Raw genomic sequence first — 16711 nt, forward strand, 5'->3', positions numbered from 1 at the left:
CGCCCGGCACGGCCTCGACGAGCTCGGCGCCGCCTGGCGGGAGGCCTCGACGGCGGCCCGCGCGGCCCGCGCCGAACCACGCTTCGCCCCGGTGGCCCAGTGGTCGGACGTGGGCCCCTATCGCCTGCTCACCTCCCTGCCCGCGGAGGCCGCCCAGGACCCGGTGGCCCGCGCACTCCTCTCCCCCGCCCACCGCGAACTCGCCCGCACTGCCGAGGTGTTCCTCGACTGCGCGGGCCAAGCGGGGCGCACGGCAGCGGAGTTGGGCATCCACCGCCAGACGCTCTACTACCGTCTGTCGCGCGTGGAGCAGCTCACGGGCCTCGACCTGGACGACGGCGAGGACCGGCTGCTGCTGCACATGGTCCTGAAAGCGTCACGACTGTAAGGGCACGGCCACAGAACGCGGCCGGCGTGATCATGACGGGATAACGTCTCCCCCGACCACTTACGCAACTCCACAGGGGAGAACGAACACCCAATGAAATTCAAGTTGTTGGGACCCGCCGTCGCCGCTGCCGCCCTTGTCGGCACCACCCTCACCGGCGGCATCGCCGTGGCGCAGACGCCCTCCGCGCCGGTGTCCGCCGCCGCGGCTCCCAGCTGCCTCAACGGCCTCACGAACGTTCCCGCCAAGCAGACCGTGAAGGTGCGCACCCACGCGAAGGTGAACGCCACCGCCAAGGGTCAGTGGAACAAGGGCAAGAAGGGCTTCCTCTGCAACGACGGCAAGTCGATCACGGGGCAGAAGTACACGCTGTGCGGCAAGACGAGCACCAAGTGGCAGTACGGCATCACGAACGGCACGAACGTGAAGGGCTACGTCCCCGAGGCGTGCCTCAAGTGGGGCATCGGCGCCTGACCTGAAGGCATCTCCACGGTGGTGCGGGCGGCACGACGCCGCCCGCACCATCGGCGTTTCAGGCCTCTGACGCCCGCCCCATCACGCGCCTCATGCCCTCGGTGAGCTGCTCGGCGCTGGTCGCCGAATCCGGGTCGAAGAGCCACTGGACCATCAGGCCGTTGAGCAGCGTCGTATAGAAGCGGCCCTCTGTCTCCACCACGTCGTCCGGGATGACGCTCTCCTCGATTCCGGTGAACACCGCCGTGAGCCCGCTGCGCCCTTCCCGCTGCGCCTTGACCAGGAGCTCGCGGACTCCGGCGAGCCGCTCGCCCTGCGTGATGACCTCGAAGGTCAGCATCCAGATGGAGCGGGACTGGGGGAACGTACGCAGGACGTTCTGCCAGACCTCCTCGAATCGCTCCAGTGAGCCGTCCTTCGTGGCGCTCTCTCCGCCGGGAGTGTCGTCGAAGCCGCCGCCCGCCTTCTCGACGAGCGCGACGAACGCCTCCACGAGGAGCGCGTCCTTCGAGCCGTAGTGGTAGCCGATGGACGCCAGGTTGGTCCCGGACTCCTTCACGATGTCGCGCGCGGTCGTACGCACGAACCCCTTCTCCAGCAGGCAGCGCTTGGCGCCTTCGAGCAGATCCTCACGGTGTCCCATGCGGGGCAGCCTACTCCCGATCCATACGTTCGTCCCAGACCATCGTTTTACACACGCGTACTAGACAAGCGTTTAAGACGTCCGTACAGTCCTGCCCATGACGAACTCGACGCACGAACAAGCGAATTCGACGGTCCCGGAGCGCGCGGGCCGCAAGGAGTGGACCGCTCTCGCCGTCCTGATGCTGCCGCTGCTCCTGGTCTCGATGGACGTCTCGGTCCTCTACTTCGCGGTCCCCGCGATCAGCGCCGACCTGGAGCCCAGCGGCACCCAGCAGCTGTGGATCTTCGACATCTACGCGTTCGTGCTCGCCGGACTGCTGATGACGATGGGCTCGCTCGGCGACCGCATCGGCCGCCGCAAGCTGCTCATGTTCGGCGCCGCCGCCTTCGGCGCGGCCTCCCTGACCGCCGCCTACGCCAACAGCGCCGAGCTGCTCATCGCCGCCCGCGCGGTCCTCGGCATCGGCGGCGCGACCCTGATGCCGTCGACGATGGCGCTCGTACGCACGATGTTCCGTGACGCCGGACAGCGCGCGAAGGCGATCGGCATCTGGACCGGCGTGATGGTCGCCGGCATCGCGCTCGGCTCGGTGATGAGCGGCGTCCTGGTCGAGCACTTCTGGTGGGGCTCGGTCTTCCTGGTCAACCTGCCCGCGATGGTGATGCTCCTGGTGCTCGCCCCGGTCCTCATCCCCGAGTTCAAGGACCCGAAGCCGGGCCGCTTCGACCTGCTGAGCGTGCCGCTGTCCATGGCCGCCGTGCTGCCCGTCGTCTACGGCCTCAAGGAGATCGCCGCCGAGGGCCCGGAGCCCGCGTACGTCGCCTCGCTCGCCGCCGGCCTCGTCTTCGCCGCCCTCTTCGTCCACCGCCAGCGCACCACGGCGTCCCCGCTGATCTCCCCCGCCCTGTTCCGTGGCCGCGGATTCGCCCCGGCGGTCCTCCTGAACCTCATCTCAACCCTGGCGATGATGGGTTCGGCCTACTTCACCACGCAGTATCTGCAGTCCGTCCTCGGCAAGAGCGCCATGGAGGCCGCGCTGTGGGCGCTGCTCCCCTCGGTCCTCATCGGCTTCGCCGCACCGGTCGCCACGGCTCTGGTGCAGCGGGGCATGAACCGCGCCTACGTCGTCTCGTCCGGCTTCGCCGTCTCGGCCTGCGGATTCGGCCTGCTGACCCTGACCGGCACGGACTCGATGTGGACGGTCCTGGCCGCCGCCGGGCTCCTGGCCTGCGGCGCCGTGGTCATCGGCTCACAGCTCACCGACCTGGCCCTCGGCTCGGCCCCGGCCGAGAAGGCGGGCTCCGCCTCCTCGCTCCTGGAGACGGGCCAGGAGTTCGGCGGCGCGCTCGGCATGGCCCTGCTCGGCTCCATCGGCAACGCGGTCTACCGGAGCGAGATGCCGGACGCGGCCCCGGCCGAGGCGCACGAGACGCTCGGTGGCGCGCTTGCGGTGGCCCAGCACATGCCGGACAAGGCGGCTTCAGCGCTGGCCGCCGCGGCACGGGAGGCGTTCACCAGCGGGATGCATGTCGCGGCGCTCAGCGGGGCGGTGGTCCTGGCCGCCGCGGCGGTCCTGGCAGCGGTGGCCTTGCGCCGGGTCAAGCCCGCGGAAGCCGCGGAGGCCGCAGAGCCCGAGCCGGAGAGGGCCCTGGTCTGAGGCCGAACGCCAAACGCCGGACGGGCTGGAGTTATCCAGCCCGTCCGGCGTTTGAGGACGAACTCGGCGAAGCCGGTGATGAACCGGCAGCGAAGCCGCGGGGCAACTAGTCCGTGAGGTTCACCGCGCGAGCGGACTCCGCACCGATCTCCTCGGCCAGCTCATTGAGCACCGACTGCGGCACCGAGTCGTCGACGGTGAGCACGGCGAGCGCCTCGCCGCCCACGTCAGCGCGAGCGACCTGCATGCCGCCGATGTTGATGCCCGCCTCACCGAGGACACGGCCGACGGTGCCGACGACACCGGGACGGTCCGCGTACCGCAGGACGACCATGTGCTCGGCGAGGGCCAGGTCCACGTCGTACTCGCCGATGGCGACGATCTTCTGCAGGTGCTTGGGTCCGGCCAGCGTGCCGGAGACCGAGACCTCCTCGCCGCCGGTCAGCGTGCCGCGCACCGTGACCACGTTGCGGTGGTCCGGGGACTCCGAGCTCGTGGTGAGGCGGACCTCGACGCCACGCTCCTGGGCGAAGAGAGGCGCGTTGACGTAGCTCACGGTCTCGTCGACGACGTCCTCGAACACGCCCTTGAGCGCGGAGAGTTCGAGCACCTTCACGTCGTGCTGGGTGATCTCGCCGTACACCTCGACGTCGAGCCGCGCGGCGACCTCGCCCACGAGGGCGGTGAAGATCCGGCCGAGCTTCTCGGCGAGCGGCAGACCGGGGCGCACGTCCTCGGCGATGACGCCGCCCTGGACGTTCACGGCGTCCGGGACCAACTCGCCCGCGAGGGCCAGGCGCACCGACTTGGCGACGGAGACGCCCGCCTTCTCCTGCGCCTCGTCCGTGGAGGCACCGAGGTGCGGCGTGCAGACGACCTGGTCGAACTGGAAGAGCGGGGAGTCCGTGCAGGGCTCCTTCGCGTACACGTCCAGACCGGCGCCCGCGACGCGGCCCTCCTTCAGCGCCGAGTACAGCGCCTCCTCGTCGACGATCCCGCCGCGCGCGGCGTTCACGATGCGGACGGCGGGCTTGACCTTGTGCAGGGCGTCGTCGCCGATCAGACCGACCGTCTCGGGGGTCTTGGGCAGGTGCACGGTGATGAAGTCCGAGACCTCGAGCAGCTCGTCGAGCGTGAGGACCTTGACGCCCATCTGCGCGGCACGCGCGGGCTGTACGTACGGGTCGTACGCGACGACCTTCATGCCGAAGGCGCTCATGCGCTGCGCGACAAGCGCGCCGATGCGGCCGAGGCCCACGACACCGAGGGTCTTCTCGGCGAGCTCGACGCCCGTGTACTTGGAGCGCTTCCACTCGCCGGCCTTGAGCGCCTGGCTGCCCTGGGGGATGTTGCGGGCGGTGGCGATGAGCAGGCCACAGGCGAGCTCGGCTGCGGTGACGATGTTCGAGGTGGGTGCGTTCACCACCATGACGCCGGCCTTGGTGGCGGCGGACACGTCCACGTTGTCCAGGCCCACGCCCGCGCGGGCGACGACCTTCAGCTTCTTGGCGGCCGCGATGGCCTCGGCGTCGACCTTGGTCGCGGAGCGGACCAGGATGGCGTCCACGTCGGCGATGGCGGGCAGCAGCTCGGCGCGGTCAGCGCCGTTGCACTGACGGATCTCGAAGTCCGGGCCCAAGGCGTCGACAGTGGCGGGCGACAGCTCTTCAGCGATGAGTACGACCGGTTTGCCGTTGGCAGCAGTGCTCACGTGAGTCCTCACAAGTCCAATGCGGACGGCCGTCCCGACGGCCGCATGCGGTGGAGGGTGCTAGCCGCGTGGAAGACGCACGACGCTGTGGGCCTGACGCGAATGTTGAAAGCAGTGTAGTGGCGTCCTGACGGGAGTCTTACGCCTCGGTGGAAGGATCACCCGTCCGTGGCTGGACGGGGTGGACAACGACGTCGTCCACGGCCCTTCCGGTGATCGACGTGAGGGCCGGGACTGCGGTCCCGGCCCTCACGTCGTACGGCTTACGCCTCTTCGTTCACCCACGACATGAGCTTCCGGAGCTCCTTGCCTGTGGTCTCCAGGAGGTGGTTCTCGTCCTGGGTCTTGTACTCGTTGTACTTCTTCAGACCGCCGTGGTACTCGTCCATCCACTGCTTGGCGAAGGTGCCGTCCTGGATCTCGGTCAGGACCTTCTTCATCTCGGCCTTGGTGGCGTCCGTGATGATGCGCGGGCCGGTGACGTAGTCGCCCCACTCGGCGGTCTCGGAGATCGACCAGCGCATCTTCTCCAGGCCGCCCTCGTACATGAGGTCCACGATGAGCTTCAGCTCGTGGAGGCACTCGAAGTACGCGATCTCCGGCTGGTAGCCGGCCTCGGTCAGCGTCTCGAAGCCCGCCTTGACCAGCGCCGCGGTGCCACCGCAGAGCACGGCCTGCTCGCCGAACAGGTCGGTCTCGGTCTCCTCGGTGAAGGTCGTCTTGATGACGCCCGCACGCGTGCCGCCGATGCCCTTGGCGTACGAGAGGGCCAGCGCGAAGCCGTTGCCGGTCGCGTCCTGCTCGACGGCCGCGATGCACGGGACGCCGCGGCCTTCCTCGTACTGGCGGCGGACCAGGTGGCCCGGGCCCTTCGGGGCGACCATGCAGACGTCGACGCCCTCGGGGGCCTTGATGAAGCCGAAGCGGATGTTCAGGCCGTGGCCGAAGAACAGCGCGTCGCCGTCCTTGAGGTTGTCCTTGATGGACTCCTCGTAGACCTGGGCCTGGATCGGGTCCGGGACCAGGATCATGATGACGTCGGCCTCGGCGGCGGCCTCCGAGGGAGTCACCACGCGCAGGCCCTGCTCCTCGGCCTTGGCCTTGGACTTGGAGCCCTCGTGCAGACCGACACGGACGTCGACACCCGAGTCACGGAGCGACAGCGCGTGGGCGTGGCCCTGGCTGCCGTATCCGATGACCGCGACCTTGCGGCCCTGGATGATGGACAGGTCGGCGTCGTCGTCGTAGAACAGCTCGGCCACTGGAAATCTCCTATGTGTGCTGGTGTTGCGACCCACCGTACGGCGGGCGGGGGAGGGAAGTTTTACGGTCTCGGTATGCGGGCGGGCCCTGCGGCCGGTTCAGGCCTGTTCTGGCCTGAACCGGCCTGTTCCGGCTCAGTCAGGCCGAGCGGTCGAGCGCCCGCAGGCTGCGGTCCGTGATGGAGCGGGAGCCGCGGCCGATCGCGATGGTGCCGGACTGGACGAGCTCCTTGATGCCGAAGGGTTCCAGCATCTTGAGCATCGCCTCCAGCTTGTCGCTGGATCCGGTGGCCTCGATGGTGACCGCCTCGGGCGAGACGTCCACGGTCTTGGCGCGGAACAGCTGGACGATCTCGACGATCTGCGAGCGCGTCTCGTTGTCGGCGCGGACCTTGGCGAGGACCAGTTCGCGCGCCACGGCGCCGGCCGGCTCCAGTTCGACGATCTTCAGGACGTTGACGAGCTTGTTGAGCTGCTTGGTGACCTGTTCGAGCGGCAGGTCCTCGACGTTCACGACGATGGTGATGCGTGAGATGTCGGGGTGCTCGGTGACGCCCACGGCCAGGGAGTCGATGTTGAAGCCGCGGCGGGAGAACAGGGCGGTGATCCGGGCGAGGACACCGGGCTTGTTCTCGACCAGGACGGAGAGCGTGTGCTTGGTGGACATGACTCGTGGTCTCTCTTTCGCTCTCGGTCTCAGTCGTCTTCGTTGTCGCCGAAGTCGGGGCGGACCCCGCGGGCGGCCATGACCTCGTCGTTCGAGGTGCCGGCGGCGACCATCGGCCAGACCTGGGCGTCCTCGTGGACGATGAAGTCGACCACGACGGGGCGGTCGTTGATGGCATTGGCCTCTGCGATGACCTTGTCGAGGTCCTCGGGGCGCTCGCAGCGCAGCGCCACGCAGCCCATGGCCTCCGACAGCTTCACGAAGTCCGGGACGCGGGTGCCCTTGTTGGGGCCGATGTCCTCGGGGCCGCTGTGCAGCACGGTGTTGGAGTAACGCTGGTTGTAGAACAGCGTCTGCCACTGGCGGACCATGCCGAGGGCGCCGTTGTTGATGATGGCGACCTTGATCGGGATGTTGTTCAGGGCGCAGGTGGTCAGTTCCTGATTGGTCATCTGGAAGCAGCCGTCGCCGTCGATCGCCCAGACCGTGCGGTCGGGCTGACCGGCCTTGGCGCCCATCGCGGCCGGGACCGCGTACCCCATCGTTCCCGCGCCGCCGGAGTTGAGCCAGGTGGCGGGCTGCTCGTAGTCGATGAAGTGGGCGGCCCACATCTGGTGCTGGCCGACGCCGGCCGCGAAGATCGTGCCCTCCGGGGCCAGCTTTCCGACGCGCTCGATGACCTGCTGGGGGGAGAGCGAGCCGTCCTCGGGCTGGTCGTAGCCCAGCGGGTAGGTGTCGCGCCAGCGGTTGAGGTCCTTCCACCATGCGGTGTAGTCGCCCTGCTGGCCCGCGGTGTGCTCGGCCTGGACCGCCTGGATCAGGTCGGCGATGACCTCGCGGGCGTCTCCGACGATCGGCACGTCGGCGGCGCGGTTCTTGCCGATCTCGGCCGGGTCGATGTCGGCGTGGACGATCTTCGCGAAGGGCGCGAAGCTGTCCAGCTTGCCGGTGACACGGTCGTCGAAGCGGGCTCCGAGGGCGACGATCAGGTCGGCCTTCTGCAGCGCGGTGACGGCGGTGACCGCTCCGTGCATGCCCGGCATTCCCACGTGCAGCTTGTGACTGTCGGGGAATGCGCCGAGCGCCATCAGTGTGGTGGTGACGGGCGCTCCGGTGAGTTCTGCGAGGACCTTCAGCTCGGCGGTGGCGTGGGCCTTCAGGACGCCGCCGCCGACGTAGAGGACGGGCCGCTTGGCGGCGGTGATCAGCTTGGCGGCCTCGCGGATCTGCTTGGCGTGCGGCTTGGTCACCGGGCGGTAGCCGGGCAGGTCCTGGGTGGGCGGCCACTGGAAGGTGGTCTGCGCCTGGAGGGCGTCCTTGGCGATGTCGACCAGGACGGGACCCGGGCGGCCCGTGGAGGCGATGTGGAAGGCCTCCGCGATGGTCCGCGGGATGTCCTCCGCCTTGGTGACCAGGAAGTTGTGCTTGGTGATCGGCATCGTGATGCCGACGATGTCCGCCTCCTGGAAGGCGTCCGTGCCGATCGCCTTGGAGGCCACCTGGCCGGTGATCGCGACCATGGGAACGGAGTCCATGTGGGCGTCGGCGATCGGCGTGACGAGGTTGGTGGCACCGGGCCCGCTCGTCGCCATGCACACCCCGACCTTGCCGGTGGCCTGCGCGTAACCGGTGGCCGCGTGGCCCGCGCCCTGCTCGTGCCGGACCAGGACGTGACGGACGCGAGTGGAGTCCATCATCGGGTCGTAGGCGGGAAGGATGGCGCCGCCGGGAATGCCGAATACCGTGTCGGCCCCGACTTCCTCGAGAGAACGAATGAGGGACTGCGCACCCGTGACGTGCTCGACGGGGGCGGACTGCTGTCCTGAGGATCGGGGCCGCGGCTGCGGATGGTGAGCCCCGGTGGCCTGCTCGGTCATCGGCATTCTCTTCTCGAAGCTAAGGGTTTTTGCGGGGTGTTTGCGGTGATTTGGCGGGTGCCGGTGCAACAAAAAACCCCTCGTGCCGTGAGGCAAGCGAGGGGAGCGCGTCGGAGCGGGTACTGGGATTCCGGTGTTCGGACCGGTCAGTCCCAGCTTCAGCCGACGCGCTTTCCAAGTACGAGAATTCGGGTGCGCATGGCATTGACCCTCTCCCCAGCGCACAGTGCCTGTCAAGTAGGTGGGACGGGGGTCTCATTATGTGAGCGGGCGAAGGACTCGACACCTCCTCCGTACGCCAACGGAGGGCCGCCCGCGAAGACCGGCTCCACCGGCCCGAGCGGCACCGGATACTCGCCGAGCGACAGCGCACGCCGCAGGCGGTACTCGTCGAGCGGCCCGGAGAACGCCATGCCCTGTCCGTGTGTGCAGCCCATCGCGCGCAGGGCGATGACCTGCTCCGGCAGATCGACTCCATCGGCCACGGAGCGCAGCCCCAGATCGGTGGCGATGCGCAGCAGACCGGCGGTGATCTTGTGCAGCCGCGCGGACTCGACGACGCCCTCGATGAGGCTGCGGTCCAGCTTCAGTACGTCGACGGGGAGCCGGCGCAGTGCGGTGATGGCCGCGTAGCCGCTCCCGAAGCCGTCCAGGGCGATGCGTACGCCGAGCCTGCGCAGGGAGGTCAGACGGCGCTCCAGATCGTCCAGCGGGACACGCGGGTCACTGTCGGCCAGCTCGATGATGAGCGCCCCGGACGGCAGCCCGTGCCGGGTGAGGAGCGCCTCGATGGAGCCGAGCGGCATGGAGCGGTCCAGGAGGCGCCGCGCGCTGATACGGACGGCGACGGGCGTCGCGTGACCCGTGCGCCCGCGCTCGGCGGCCTGCTGGACGGCTTCCTCAAGCACCCACCGGCCGAGCTCCGCGGTGCGGGCACCTTCCTGGGAGTCCGCGCTGTCGGCCACGCGCAGGAACTCGGCGGGGGTGAAGAGGATGCCCTGTGCCGAGCGCCAGCGCGCCTGGGCGGCGACCGACGTGATGCGCCCGTCGTCCAGGGAGACCACCGGCTGGTGGAGCAGCGCGAACTCGCCGTCGTGCAGGGCGGTGCGCAGCCGCGTCGCCAGCTCCGCCTTGCGTACGACATCGGCCTGCATCTGGGGGGCGTACAGCTCGACGCGGCCCTTGCCCGCGGCCTTGGCGCGGTACATCGCAAGGTCGGCGTTGCGCAGCAACTCGCCCGCGCCGATGCCCGGTTCGGCGAAGGCCACGCCGATGGACGCCGCCACGCGCACGTCGTTGCCGTCGATCGCGTAGGGCTGGGAGAGGGTGATTCTGAGACGGTCGGCGAGTTCGTAGATGTGCTGCTCGCGCGCCGCCTGGTCGCGGGTGCCGTCGCCCACGATGAGCGCGGCGAATTCGTCGCCGCCAAGCCGGGCCGCGCAATCTCCGGACCTGACGGCCTCCTGAAGGCGACGGGCCGCCTGGATCAGCAGCTCGTCCCCCGCTTGATGGCCGATGGTGTCGTTGACCGCCTTGAAGCCGTCCAGGTCGATGAAGAGCACGGCCGTGCCCCGGTCGGTGACTCTGCGGCCGGTGAGCGCCTGGCCGACCCGGCGGGTGAACAGGGCGCGGTTGGGCAGGTCGGTGAGCGGGTCGTGCTCGGCGTTGTGCTGCAACTGCGCCTGCAGACGGACCCGTTCGGTGACGTCACGGCTGTTGAAGATGAGGCCGCCCTGGTGACGGTTGACCGTGGACTCCACGTTCAGCCAGTCGCCGCCGCCGGACTTGAAGCGGCACTCGATGCGGGTCGTGGGCTCTTCGACGGGGTTCGCGGTGAGGAATCTGCGGACTTCGTGGACCACGCGGCCCAGGTCCTCGGGGTGCATGAGCGAGGCCAGTTCGGAGCCGACGAGCTCATCGGCCTCCCGGCCGTACACCCCGGAGGCGGCCGGACTGACGTAGTGAAGGATGCCGTTCGGAGCGGCGATCATGATGACGTCGCTCGAACCCTGGACCAGGGAGCGGAAGTGGTTCTCCTTCTGGGCCAGTTCCTGGGTGAGGGTGATGTTGTCCAGGAGCATGATGCCCTGGCGCACGACCAGGGCGAGCACGACCGTGCCCGCCGTGAAGAGCACGACTTCGTCGACGCTGCGACCGCTGAGCACGTTGTAGAGAATTCCCAACGTGCAGACGGCGGCGGCCAGATACGGCGTGAGCGCGGCCAGCGATCCGGCGATCGGCCGGGTGGCGGCGGCCCGCACGCCCTTGGGGGCGCCGTCGTGCTCCACGCGCGCGTGCTGCGCGCTGTCCGCGTGCTTATGCCAGGGCGCCGCCCAGGGCGCGTACGCGAGGAGCAGTGATCCCGCGAACCAGCCCGCGTCCAGCATCTGCCCCGAGCGGTAACTGGCGTGCAGCAGCGGCGAGGTGAACATCGCGTCGCACATGACCGTCAGCGCGAGGGCGCCGATCGCCGTGTTCACCGCCGTGCGGTTGGCGGAGGATCGTCTGAAGTGCAGCGCGAGGACCATGCTGACCAACGCGATGTCGAGCAGGGGGTAGGCGAGCGAGAGCGCGGCATGTGCGACGCTCTGGCCCTCGAACTGTGCCGTGTGCGCGAGCGCCAGGCTCCAGGAGAGCGTGAGCAGCGAGCCGCCGATGAGCCAGGCGTCGAGGGCCAGGCAGACCCAACCGGCCCTGGTCACCGGGCGCTTGGCGAGCACGAGCAGGCCGATGATGGCGGGCGGCGCGAAGCAGAGGAAGAACAGGTCGGCGAGGCCAGGGCTCGGCACGGGCTGTTCCAGCACGACCTCGTACCAGCCCCATACGCCGTTGCCCAGGGCCGCCATCGCGGAGGAGAGCGCGAACAGGAGCCATGCGGGTCGAAAGCGGCTGCGCCGGGTGCGTGAGTAGCGGAAGCAGGAGACCGCGGCGGCCGCGGCGGCGACGCTCAGACCGAAGTCGCCCATGATCAGGGCCGCTCGGGTCGAACCCCAGCCGAGCGCGGCCCCGGTGGCATACCCGCCGCAGATCACGAGGAGCGCGATCTGGGACACCAGGCCCGCACCGCCGGCGGAGGCGGGGCGACGGGTCAGTGGCGCTCCGGGTGGCATCGGCGCCGTCAGACCTCCGCCGCCCTCCAGGGCGGTGGCGGGTGACGGACGGGTGCTCACCGGGCCGCCCTGGTCCGTGCCGCTCCCGTGTCCGTCCGCCTCCCGTGACTGATCGGCCCCGGGACCACTTCGCGTGCGTATCCGTCGCGCGTGCGGCTGCGAGCCCGTGCGCGTGAGAGTCGCCGCCGACGGCCTCGTCGCGTCGGATCGTTCGCCCATTGGCCGTGCATCGCCCGTCGCCCCCCTCGCGTCTGATGTCTCGCGTCTGGTGTCTCGTCCCCGGCGCCGAACGGTCCACGGCGCAGCCCCTGTCGGGACGATACACCAGTCTCGTCACTCAGGGACATAGCTTCTCTACGCTCCGTGACTGCCAACGGAGTTACGGACACGGGGCGCACGCACACGGGTGCGGAGCGTGCTCGAACTTTCCCTGAGCGACGGCGGCTTGGTGGGCTACTCGATTGTCAGGACGACGTTCCCGAGGGGTTCCCCGGCGACGTAGCGGGTCAGCTGCGCGGCGAGCAGGCGCTTGGCGCGGGGCAGGAAGGCGGAGGTCGATCCGCCCACGTGCGGGCTGACGAGCACTCCAGGAGCGTGCCACAGGGGGTGACCTGCGGGCAGCGGTTCCGGATCGGTGACATCGAGGGCGGCGGTGATCCGGCCGCTCTCCAGTTCGGCCAGGAGCGCCTTGGTGTCGACGACGGGTCCGCGCGCGACGTTCACCAGCAGGGCGCCGTCCCTCATGCGGGCCAGGAAGTCGGCGCTCACCAGGCCACGTGTCGTGTCGGTGAGGGGCGTGGAGAGGATGACCACATCGGCCTCGGGCAGCAGCGCCGGCAGTTCGGTGAGGGGGTGCACGGGACCGCGCTCCGTGGCACGTGCAGAGCGCGCGACGCGCGCCACCCGCGCGCACTCGAAGGGGGCGAGCCGGTCCTCGATGGCGGAACCGATCGATCCGTAGCCCACGATGAGCACGGACTTGTCGGCGAGCGCCGGATAGAACCCGGACCGCCACTCCTCCTGCCGCTGCCCTTCCACGAACCGGGGGATGCCGCGCAGGGACGCGAGGATCAGGGCAAGCGTGAGCTCGGCGGTGCTGGCCTCATGCACCCCCTTGGCATTGCACAACTGCACACCCGGGGCGAGGGACTTGAGCCCGGACTGCATCTGGTCGATGCCCGCGGAGAGTGTCTGCACGGCGCGTACGGACGTCATCTCGGGCAGCGGGCGTACGGCGATCTCCGGACCCTTCAGGTAGGGCACTACGTAGAACGCGCAGTCGGCCGGGTCCGCGGGGAAGTCCGGGCCGCCGTCCCAGAACCGGTAGTTGAGCCCGGCATCGGCTGCTCCGGGCAGGCCTTCGATCTCGTCCGGGGCATAGGGGAGCCATACGTCTGTCGTCATGGTCAGGAGGCTAGTGCGCACAGGCCGCACGCCGCGTAGGGGGAGGCAGAGGTTACGTTGGGGGCCGCTCGGACAGAGGTGGGAGGGCACGGCCAGGTGGACCGCAGGACGATCGGCGCGGCAGCGCTCGAGGTGGGTGCGGTCGGGCTCGGCTGCATGCCGATGAGCTGGGCGTACACCGGCTCCCGGCAGCGGGGCGAGGAGTCGTTGCGCACGGTGCATGCCGCGCTCGACCAGGGCTCGACCCTGCTGGACACGGCGGACATGTACGGGCCGTTCACCAATGAGCTGTTGGTGGGGCGTGCGCTGAAGGAGCGGCGGGCCGAGGCCTTCGTGTCCACCAAGTGCGGGCTCCTGGTGGGCGAGCAGCACATCGTCGCCAACGGCCGCCCCGGCTATGTGAAGCGGGCCTGCGATGCGTCGCTGCGGCGGCTGCAGACCGAGACGATCGACCTGTACCAGCTGCACCGCGCCGATCCCGAGGTGCCCGTCGAGGAGACCTGGGGCGCGATGGCCGAGCTGGTCGCCGCGGGGAAGGTACGGGCGCTTGGGCTGTGCGCGGTGGGCGCCCGTGCATCGCGGCGCGAGGGCAGAGGGCTGCACGAGGGAACGATCCGGCAGCTTGAGCGGGTCCAGCAGGTCTTCCCGGTCAGCGCGGTGGAGGCCGAGCTCTCGGTGTGGTCGCGGGAGGCGCTGGAGACGCTGCTGCCGTGGTGCGCGGCGCGTGGGGTCGGCTTTCTGGCGGCGATGCCGCTGGGGAACGGTTTCCTCACGGGGACGCTGACGCCGGGGCAGGGCTTCGAGCCGGACGACGTGCGGGCCCGGCATCCCCGCTTCACCGCCGAGATGATGGCGGCCAACCAGCCGCTGGTGGTGGGCCTGCGCCGGGTGGCCGAGCGGCACGGGGCGACACCGGCGCAGGTGGCGCTGGCCTGGGTGCTCGCGCAGGGCCGCGAGGTGGTGCCGATTCCCGGGGCCAAGCGGGAGCGCTGGGCGGTGCAGAACGCCGGGGCGGCGTCGATGCGGCTCACCGGGGCGGACCTGGCCGAGATCGCGGCACTGCCGTCGGCGATGGGATCCTGGGAATGACGTCCGCTCGTCGGTGAAGCGGGTTGGGAACCTGCGGGGACCGAGCGGTGTATGAACAGTGGAAGCGCTGCGTCGAAGGGAACCTGATCGTGCAACGACCTGCTGTCACGGCCGCATTGGCTGCCGCCGCCCTTGTGCTCACGGCCGGTTGCTCGTCCGGGGGCTCGGACGCGCCGGACAACGCAAAGAGCGCCGAGTCGAGCCCCGCGAAGTCGGACGAGACATCCACGGAAAAGCCGCGCGCCGGCGACGCCCCGCCGGAGAAGGGATCGGCGACGGTCACCAAGACACTCACCGAGGACCTGAAGTCACCGTGGGGCCTCGCACCGCTCCCGGGCGGGGACTTGCTGGTGTCCTCACGCGACGAGGGGACCATCACGCGCGTCGACGGCAAGACGGGCAAGAAGACCGAACTGGGCTCGGTGCCCGGCGTCTCCCCCGCGGGCGAGGGCGGCCTGATGGGCCTGGCGCTCTCTCCTGCGTACGCATCGGACCACATGGTGTACGCGTACTTCACCACCGAGTCGGACAACCGCATCAGCCGCATGCTGTACGACGAGAAGAAGCCCTCCGGCCAGCAGCTTGGCGCGCCCGACACGGTCTTCAAGGGCATCCCCAAGGGCGTGGTCCACAACGGCGGCCGGATCGCCTTCGGGCCGGACAAGATGCTGTACGCGGGCACGGGCGAGACGGGCGACACGGGCCTGGCCCAGGACAAGAAGTCGCTTGGCGGCAAGATCCTCCGCCTGACGGCGGACGGCGACCCGGCCCCCGGCAACCCCTTCGGCGACTCCCCTGTCTATTCGTACGGCCACCGCAATGTGCAGGGCCTGGCCTGGGACGAGGAGAAGCGGCTCTGGGCAGCGGAGTTCGGCCAGGACACCTGGGACGAACTGAACGAGATCAAGGCCGGCGACAACTACGGCTGGCCGGAGGTGGAGGGCAAGGGCGACGAGAACGGCTTCCACAACCCGGTGGCCCAGTGGAAGACCTCAGAGGCCTCCCCCAGCGGCATCGCCTATGCCGAGGGCTCGGTCTGGATGGCGGGCCTGCGCGGCGAGCGCCTGTGGCGCATCCCGGTCCGCGGCGTGGACGGCACCGTGGAACCCCAGCCCTTCCTGAAGGGCGAGCACGGCCGCCTGCGCACGGTCGTCGCAGCGGGCGGGGACAAGCTGTGGCTGGTGACGAACGAGACGGATTCCCGGGGGACCCCGGAGGAGGGGGACGACAAGATTCTCGAGGTGACGGTGAAGTAGGGCGAGGGGGAGCGGGCTACTTCTCGGACGAGGACGAGGGCTCGGGGTCGGCGTCCACAGTGGAATCCGGCTCGGGACCCGGCTCGGGCTCCGCCTCCGCCTGCTGTGGCACCCTCACCACCACCTTGCCGGAGGTCAGGTCTATCGGGCCGCGGCCCGGGTCGCCGTCGGCCACGTCGACCCGGCTCAGCTCCAGCCGCTTCTGCTCGTCGTCCGTGTGTTTGCGGCCGGGCTGGAAAAGCTCGATCGGGTTGAACACTGCGCCTCCTGGCGGCCGAGTTCCTCCTACCAGCGTAAGCGAGCGTCTCCGGAACCCACCGGGACCGGGAAAGCGCAGGTCAGGCGGTGGGTCGTGTGCGTTCCGCGGGGAACAGGCGCAGGCGGTGTGCCAGGGCCCCCGCCTCGCCCCGGCCGGCGACGCCCAGCTTGGCGAGGATGTTGGAGACGTGGACGCTCGCCGTCTTCGGGGAGATGAAGAGCTCCTCGGCGATCTGGCGGTTGCTGCGGCCCGCGGCGACACGGCGGAGCACGTCCCGCTCCCGGCTGGTGAGACCGAGGGCCTCCGCGGGGTCGACCGGGGTGAGGTGGGCGCTCGCGGTGGCGCGGTCGTGGTCGTTCAGGGTGAGGCGGGCGCGCTGGGCGAGCCCGGCCACGGACTCCGCGAGGGGCCGGGCCCCGAGGCGCTCGGCGACATCGCGGGCCTGCCGCAGCAGCCGGGCGGCGCGCTCACGATCCGCTTCGGCGCCCACGCCGGCAGAGGCGGCGAGGAGGGACTCGGCCAGGCGGAGGCGGGTGCGGGCCAGGTCGTAGGGGCGGTCGAGGGGTTCGAACGCGGTGACCGTGACGGACCAGTCGGCGGGGGTGTCGCGGTCCTCGGCGCGCAGGAGTTCGGCGCGTACCCACTTCTCGTGGGCGGCCCAGACCGGCACGGGTGAGGGGAGTTTCTTGGCGGCCCGTCGAATGCTGTCGATGGCCTCGGTCCGGCCGGGCTCGGCGGCGGGCAGGCCGCGTGTATCGGCCTCCGAGGTGGCGGCGGCGAGCAGCAGGGGCCAGGTGTAGCGCTGGGTGCCGGGCGGGAAGCCCTTGGCCAGGGCCTGTTCGAGCTCGGCGCGCGCCGCTGCGACGCCGGCCGCGCGGTCGGGGTCGGGCGCCGCGATGCCGAGGTCGGCG

Annotated in this window: 14 protein-coding genes; 5 read left to right on the forward strand and 9 right to left on the reverse strand. The window is 70.1% G+C overall.

Annotation, left to right across the window (positions count from 1 at the left end; translation table 11 throughout):
* Positions 1 to 388 (forward strand): PucR family transcriptional regulator (locus ABD378_RS22475; RefSeq protein ID WP_344522950.1); only part of this gene is annotated, 388 nt, incomplete at its 5' end.
* A 93-nt stretch (positions 389 to 481) separates the two neighbouring features.
* Entirely contained in the window at positions 482 to 862 is a 381-nt protein-coding gene (locus tag ABD378_RS22480; RefSeq protein ID WP_344522952.1) for a hypothetical protein, read from the forward strand.
* Between the two features lie 58 nt (positions 863 to 920).
* On the opposite strand, the gene ABD378_RS22485 is transcribed toward ABD378_RS22480, so the two are convergent.
* Positions 921 to 1505: a TetR/AcrR family transcriptional regulator gene (locus ABD378_RS22485; RefSeq protein ID WP_344522954.1), complete on the reverse strand. Its 585-nt coding sequence runs from the start codon at positions 1503 to 1505 to the stop codon at positions 921 to 923.
* 97 nt (positions 1506 to 1602) lie between these two features.
* Between ABD378_RS22485 and ABD378_RS22490 the strand changes: the two genes are divergently transcribed.
* Positions 1603 to 3165: an MFS transporter gene (locus tag ABD378_RS22490; protein WP_344522956.1), complete on the forward strand. Its 1563-nt coding sequence runs from the start codon at positions 1603 to 1605 to the stop codon at positions 3163 to 3165.
* Positions 3166 to 3271: 106 nt separating this feature from the next.
* Here ABD378_RS22490 and serA read toward each other — a convergent pair whose 3' ends face one another.
* From serA to ABD378_RS22520, 6 genes are all read right to left on the reverse strand, one after another.
* Positions 3272 to 4876 carry a phosphoglycerate dehydrogenase gene (gene serA, locus ABD378_RS22495; RefSeq protein WP_344522958.1) on the reverse strand — a complete coding sequence of 535 codons (1605 nt, stop codon included), beginning with the start codon at positions 4874 to 4876 and terminating at the stop codon, positions 3272 to 3274.
* A 263-nt stretch (positions 4877 to 5139) separates the two neighbouring features.
* Positions 5140 to 6138 (reverse strand): ketol-acid reductoisomerase, encoded by a 999-nt coding sequence (gene ilvC / locus ABD378_RS22500; RefSeq protein ID WP_344522960.1) that lies wholly within the window; start codon positions 6136 to 6138, stop codon positions 5140 to 5142.
* 139 nt (positions 6139 to 6277) lie between these two features.
* The gene (gene ilvN, locus ABD378_RS22505) at positions 6278 to 6805 is read right to left on the reverse strand and encodes an acetolactate synthase small subunit (protein WP_160507374.1); all 528 of its coding nucleotides are present in this window, start codon (positions 6803 to 6805) and stop codon (positions 6278 to 6280) included.
* Positions 6806 to 6834: 29 nt separating this feature from the next.
* Positions 6835 to 8682, reverse strand: a complete 1848-nt coding sequence (locus tag ABD378_RS22510) for an acetolactate synthase large subunit (protein ID WP_344522964.1) — start codon at positions 8680 to 8682, stop codon at positions 6835 to 6837.
* Between the two features lie 233 nt (positions 8683 to 8915).
* Positions 8916 to 11852: a putative bifunctional diguanylate cyclase/phosphodiesterase gene (locus tag ABD378_RS22515; RefSeq protein ID WP_386543791.1), complete on the reverse strand. Its 2937-nt coding sequence runs from the start codon at positions 11850 to 11852 to the stop codon at positions 8916 to 8918.
* A 393-nt stretch (positions 11853 to 12245) separates the two neighbouring features.
* A complete protein-coding gene (locus ABD378_RS22520; RefSeq protein ID WP_344522966.1) occupies positions 12246 to 13196 on the reverse strand; it encodes a 2-hydroxyacid dehydrogenase in 951 nt (316 codons plus the stop codon).
* A 96-nt stretch (positions 13197 to 13292) separates the two neighbouring features.
* On the opposite strand from ABD378_RS22520, the gene ABD378_RS22525 reads away from it, so the two are divergent.
* Complete coding sequence (locus ABD378_RS22525) at positions 13293 to 14285, forward strand: aldo/keto reductase (RefSeq protein WP_344522968.1); 993 nt, start codon at positions 13293 to 13295, stop codon at positions 14283 to 14285.
* A gap of 83 nt (positions 14286 to 14368) precedes the next feature.
* Entirely contained in the window at positions 14369 to 15541 is a 1173-nt protein-coding gene (locus tag ABD378_RS22530; protein ID WP_344523082.1) for a PQQ-dependent sugar dehydrogenase, read from the forward strand.
* A 16-nt stretch (positions 15542 to 15557) separates the two neighbouring features.
* Here the strand turns inward: ABD378_RS22530 and ABD378_RS22535 are convergent, their stop codons facing one another.
* Both ABD378_RS22535 and ABD378_RS22540 read right to left on the reverse strand, forming a co-directional pair.
* On the reverse strand, positions 15558 to 15800 hold the full coding sequence (locus tag ABD378_RS22535) for a DUF6191 domain-containing protein (RefSeq protein ID WP_344522970.1): 243 nt from the start codon (positions 15798 to 15800) through the stop codon (positions 15558 to 15560).
* 79 nt (positions 15801 to 15879) lie between these two features.
* Positions 15880 to 16711, reverse strand: an 832-nt coding sequence (locus ABD378_RS22540; RefSeq protein WP_344522972.1) for a helix-turn-helix transcriptional regulator, incomplete at its 5' end; no start/stop codon positions are given.

It is taken from the genome of Streptomyces rectiviolaceus, assembly GCF_039533825.1.
Taxonomy (GTDB): domain Bacteria; phylum Actinomycetota; class Actinomycetes; order Streptomycetales; family Streptomycetaceae; genus Streptomyces; species Streptomyces rectiviolaceus.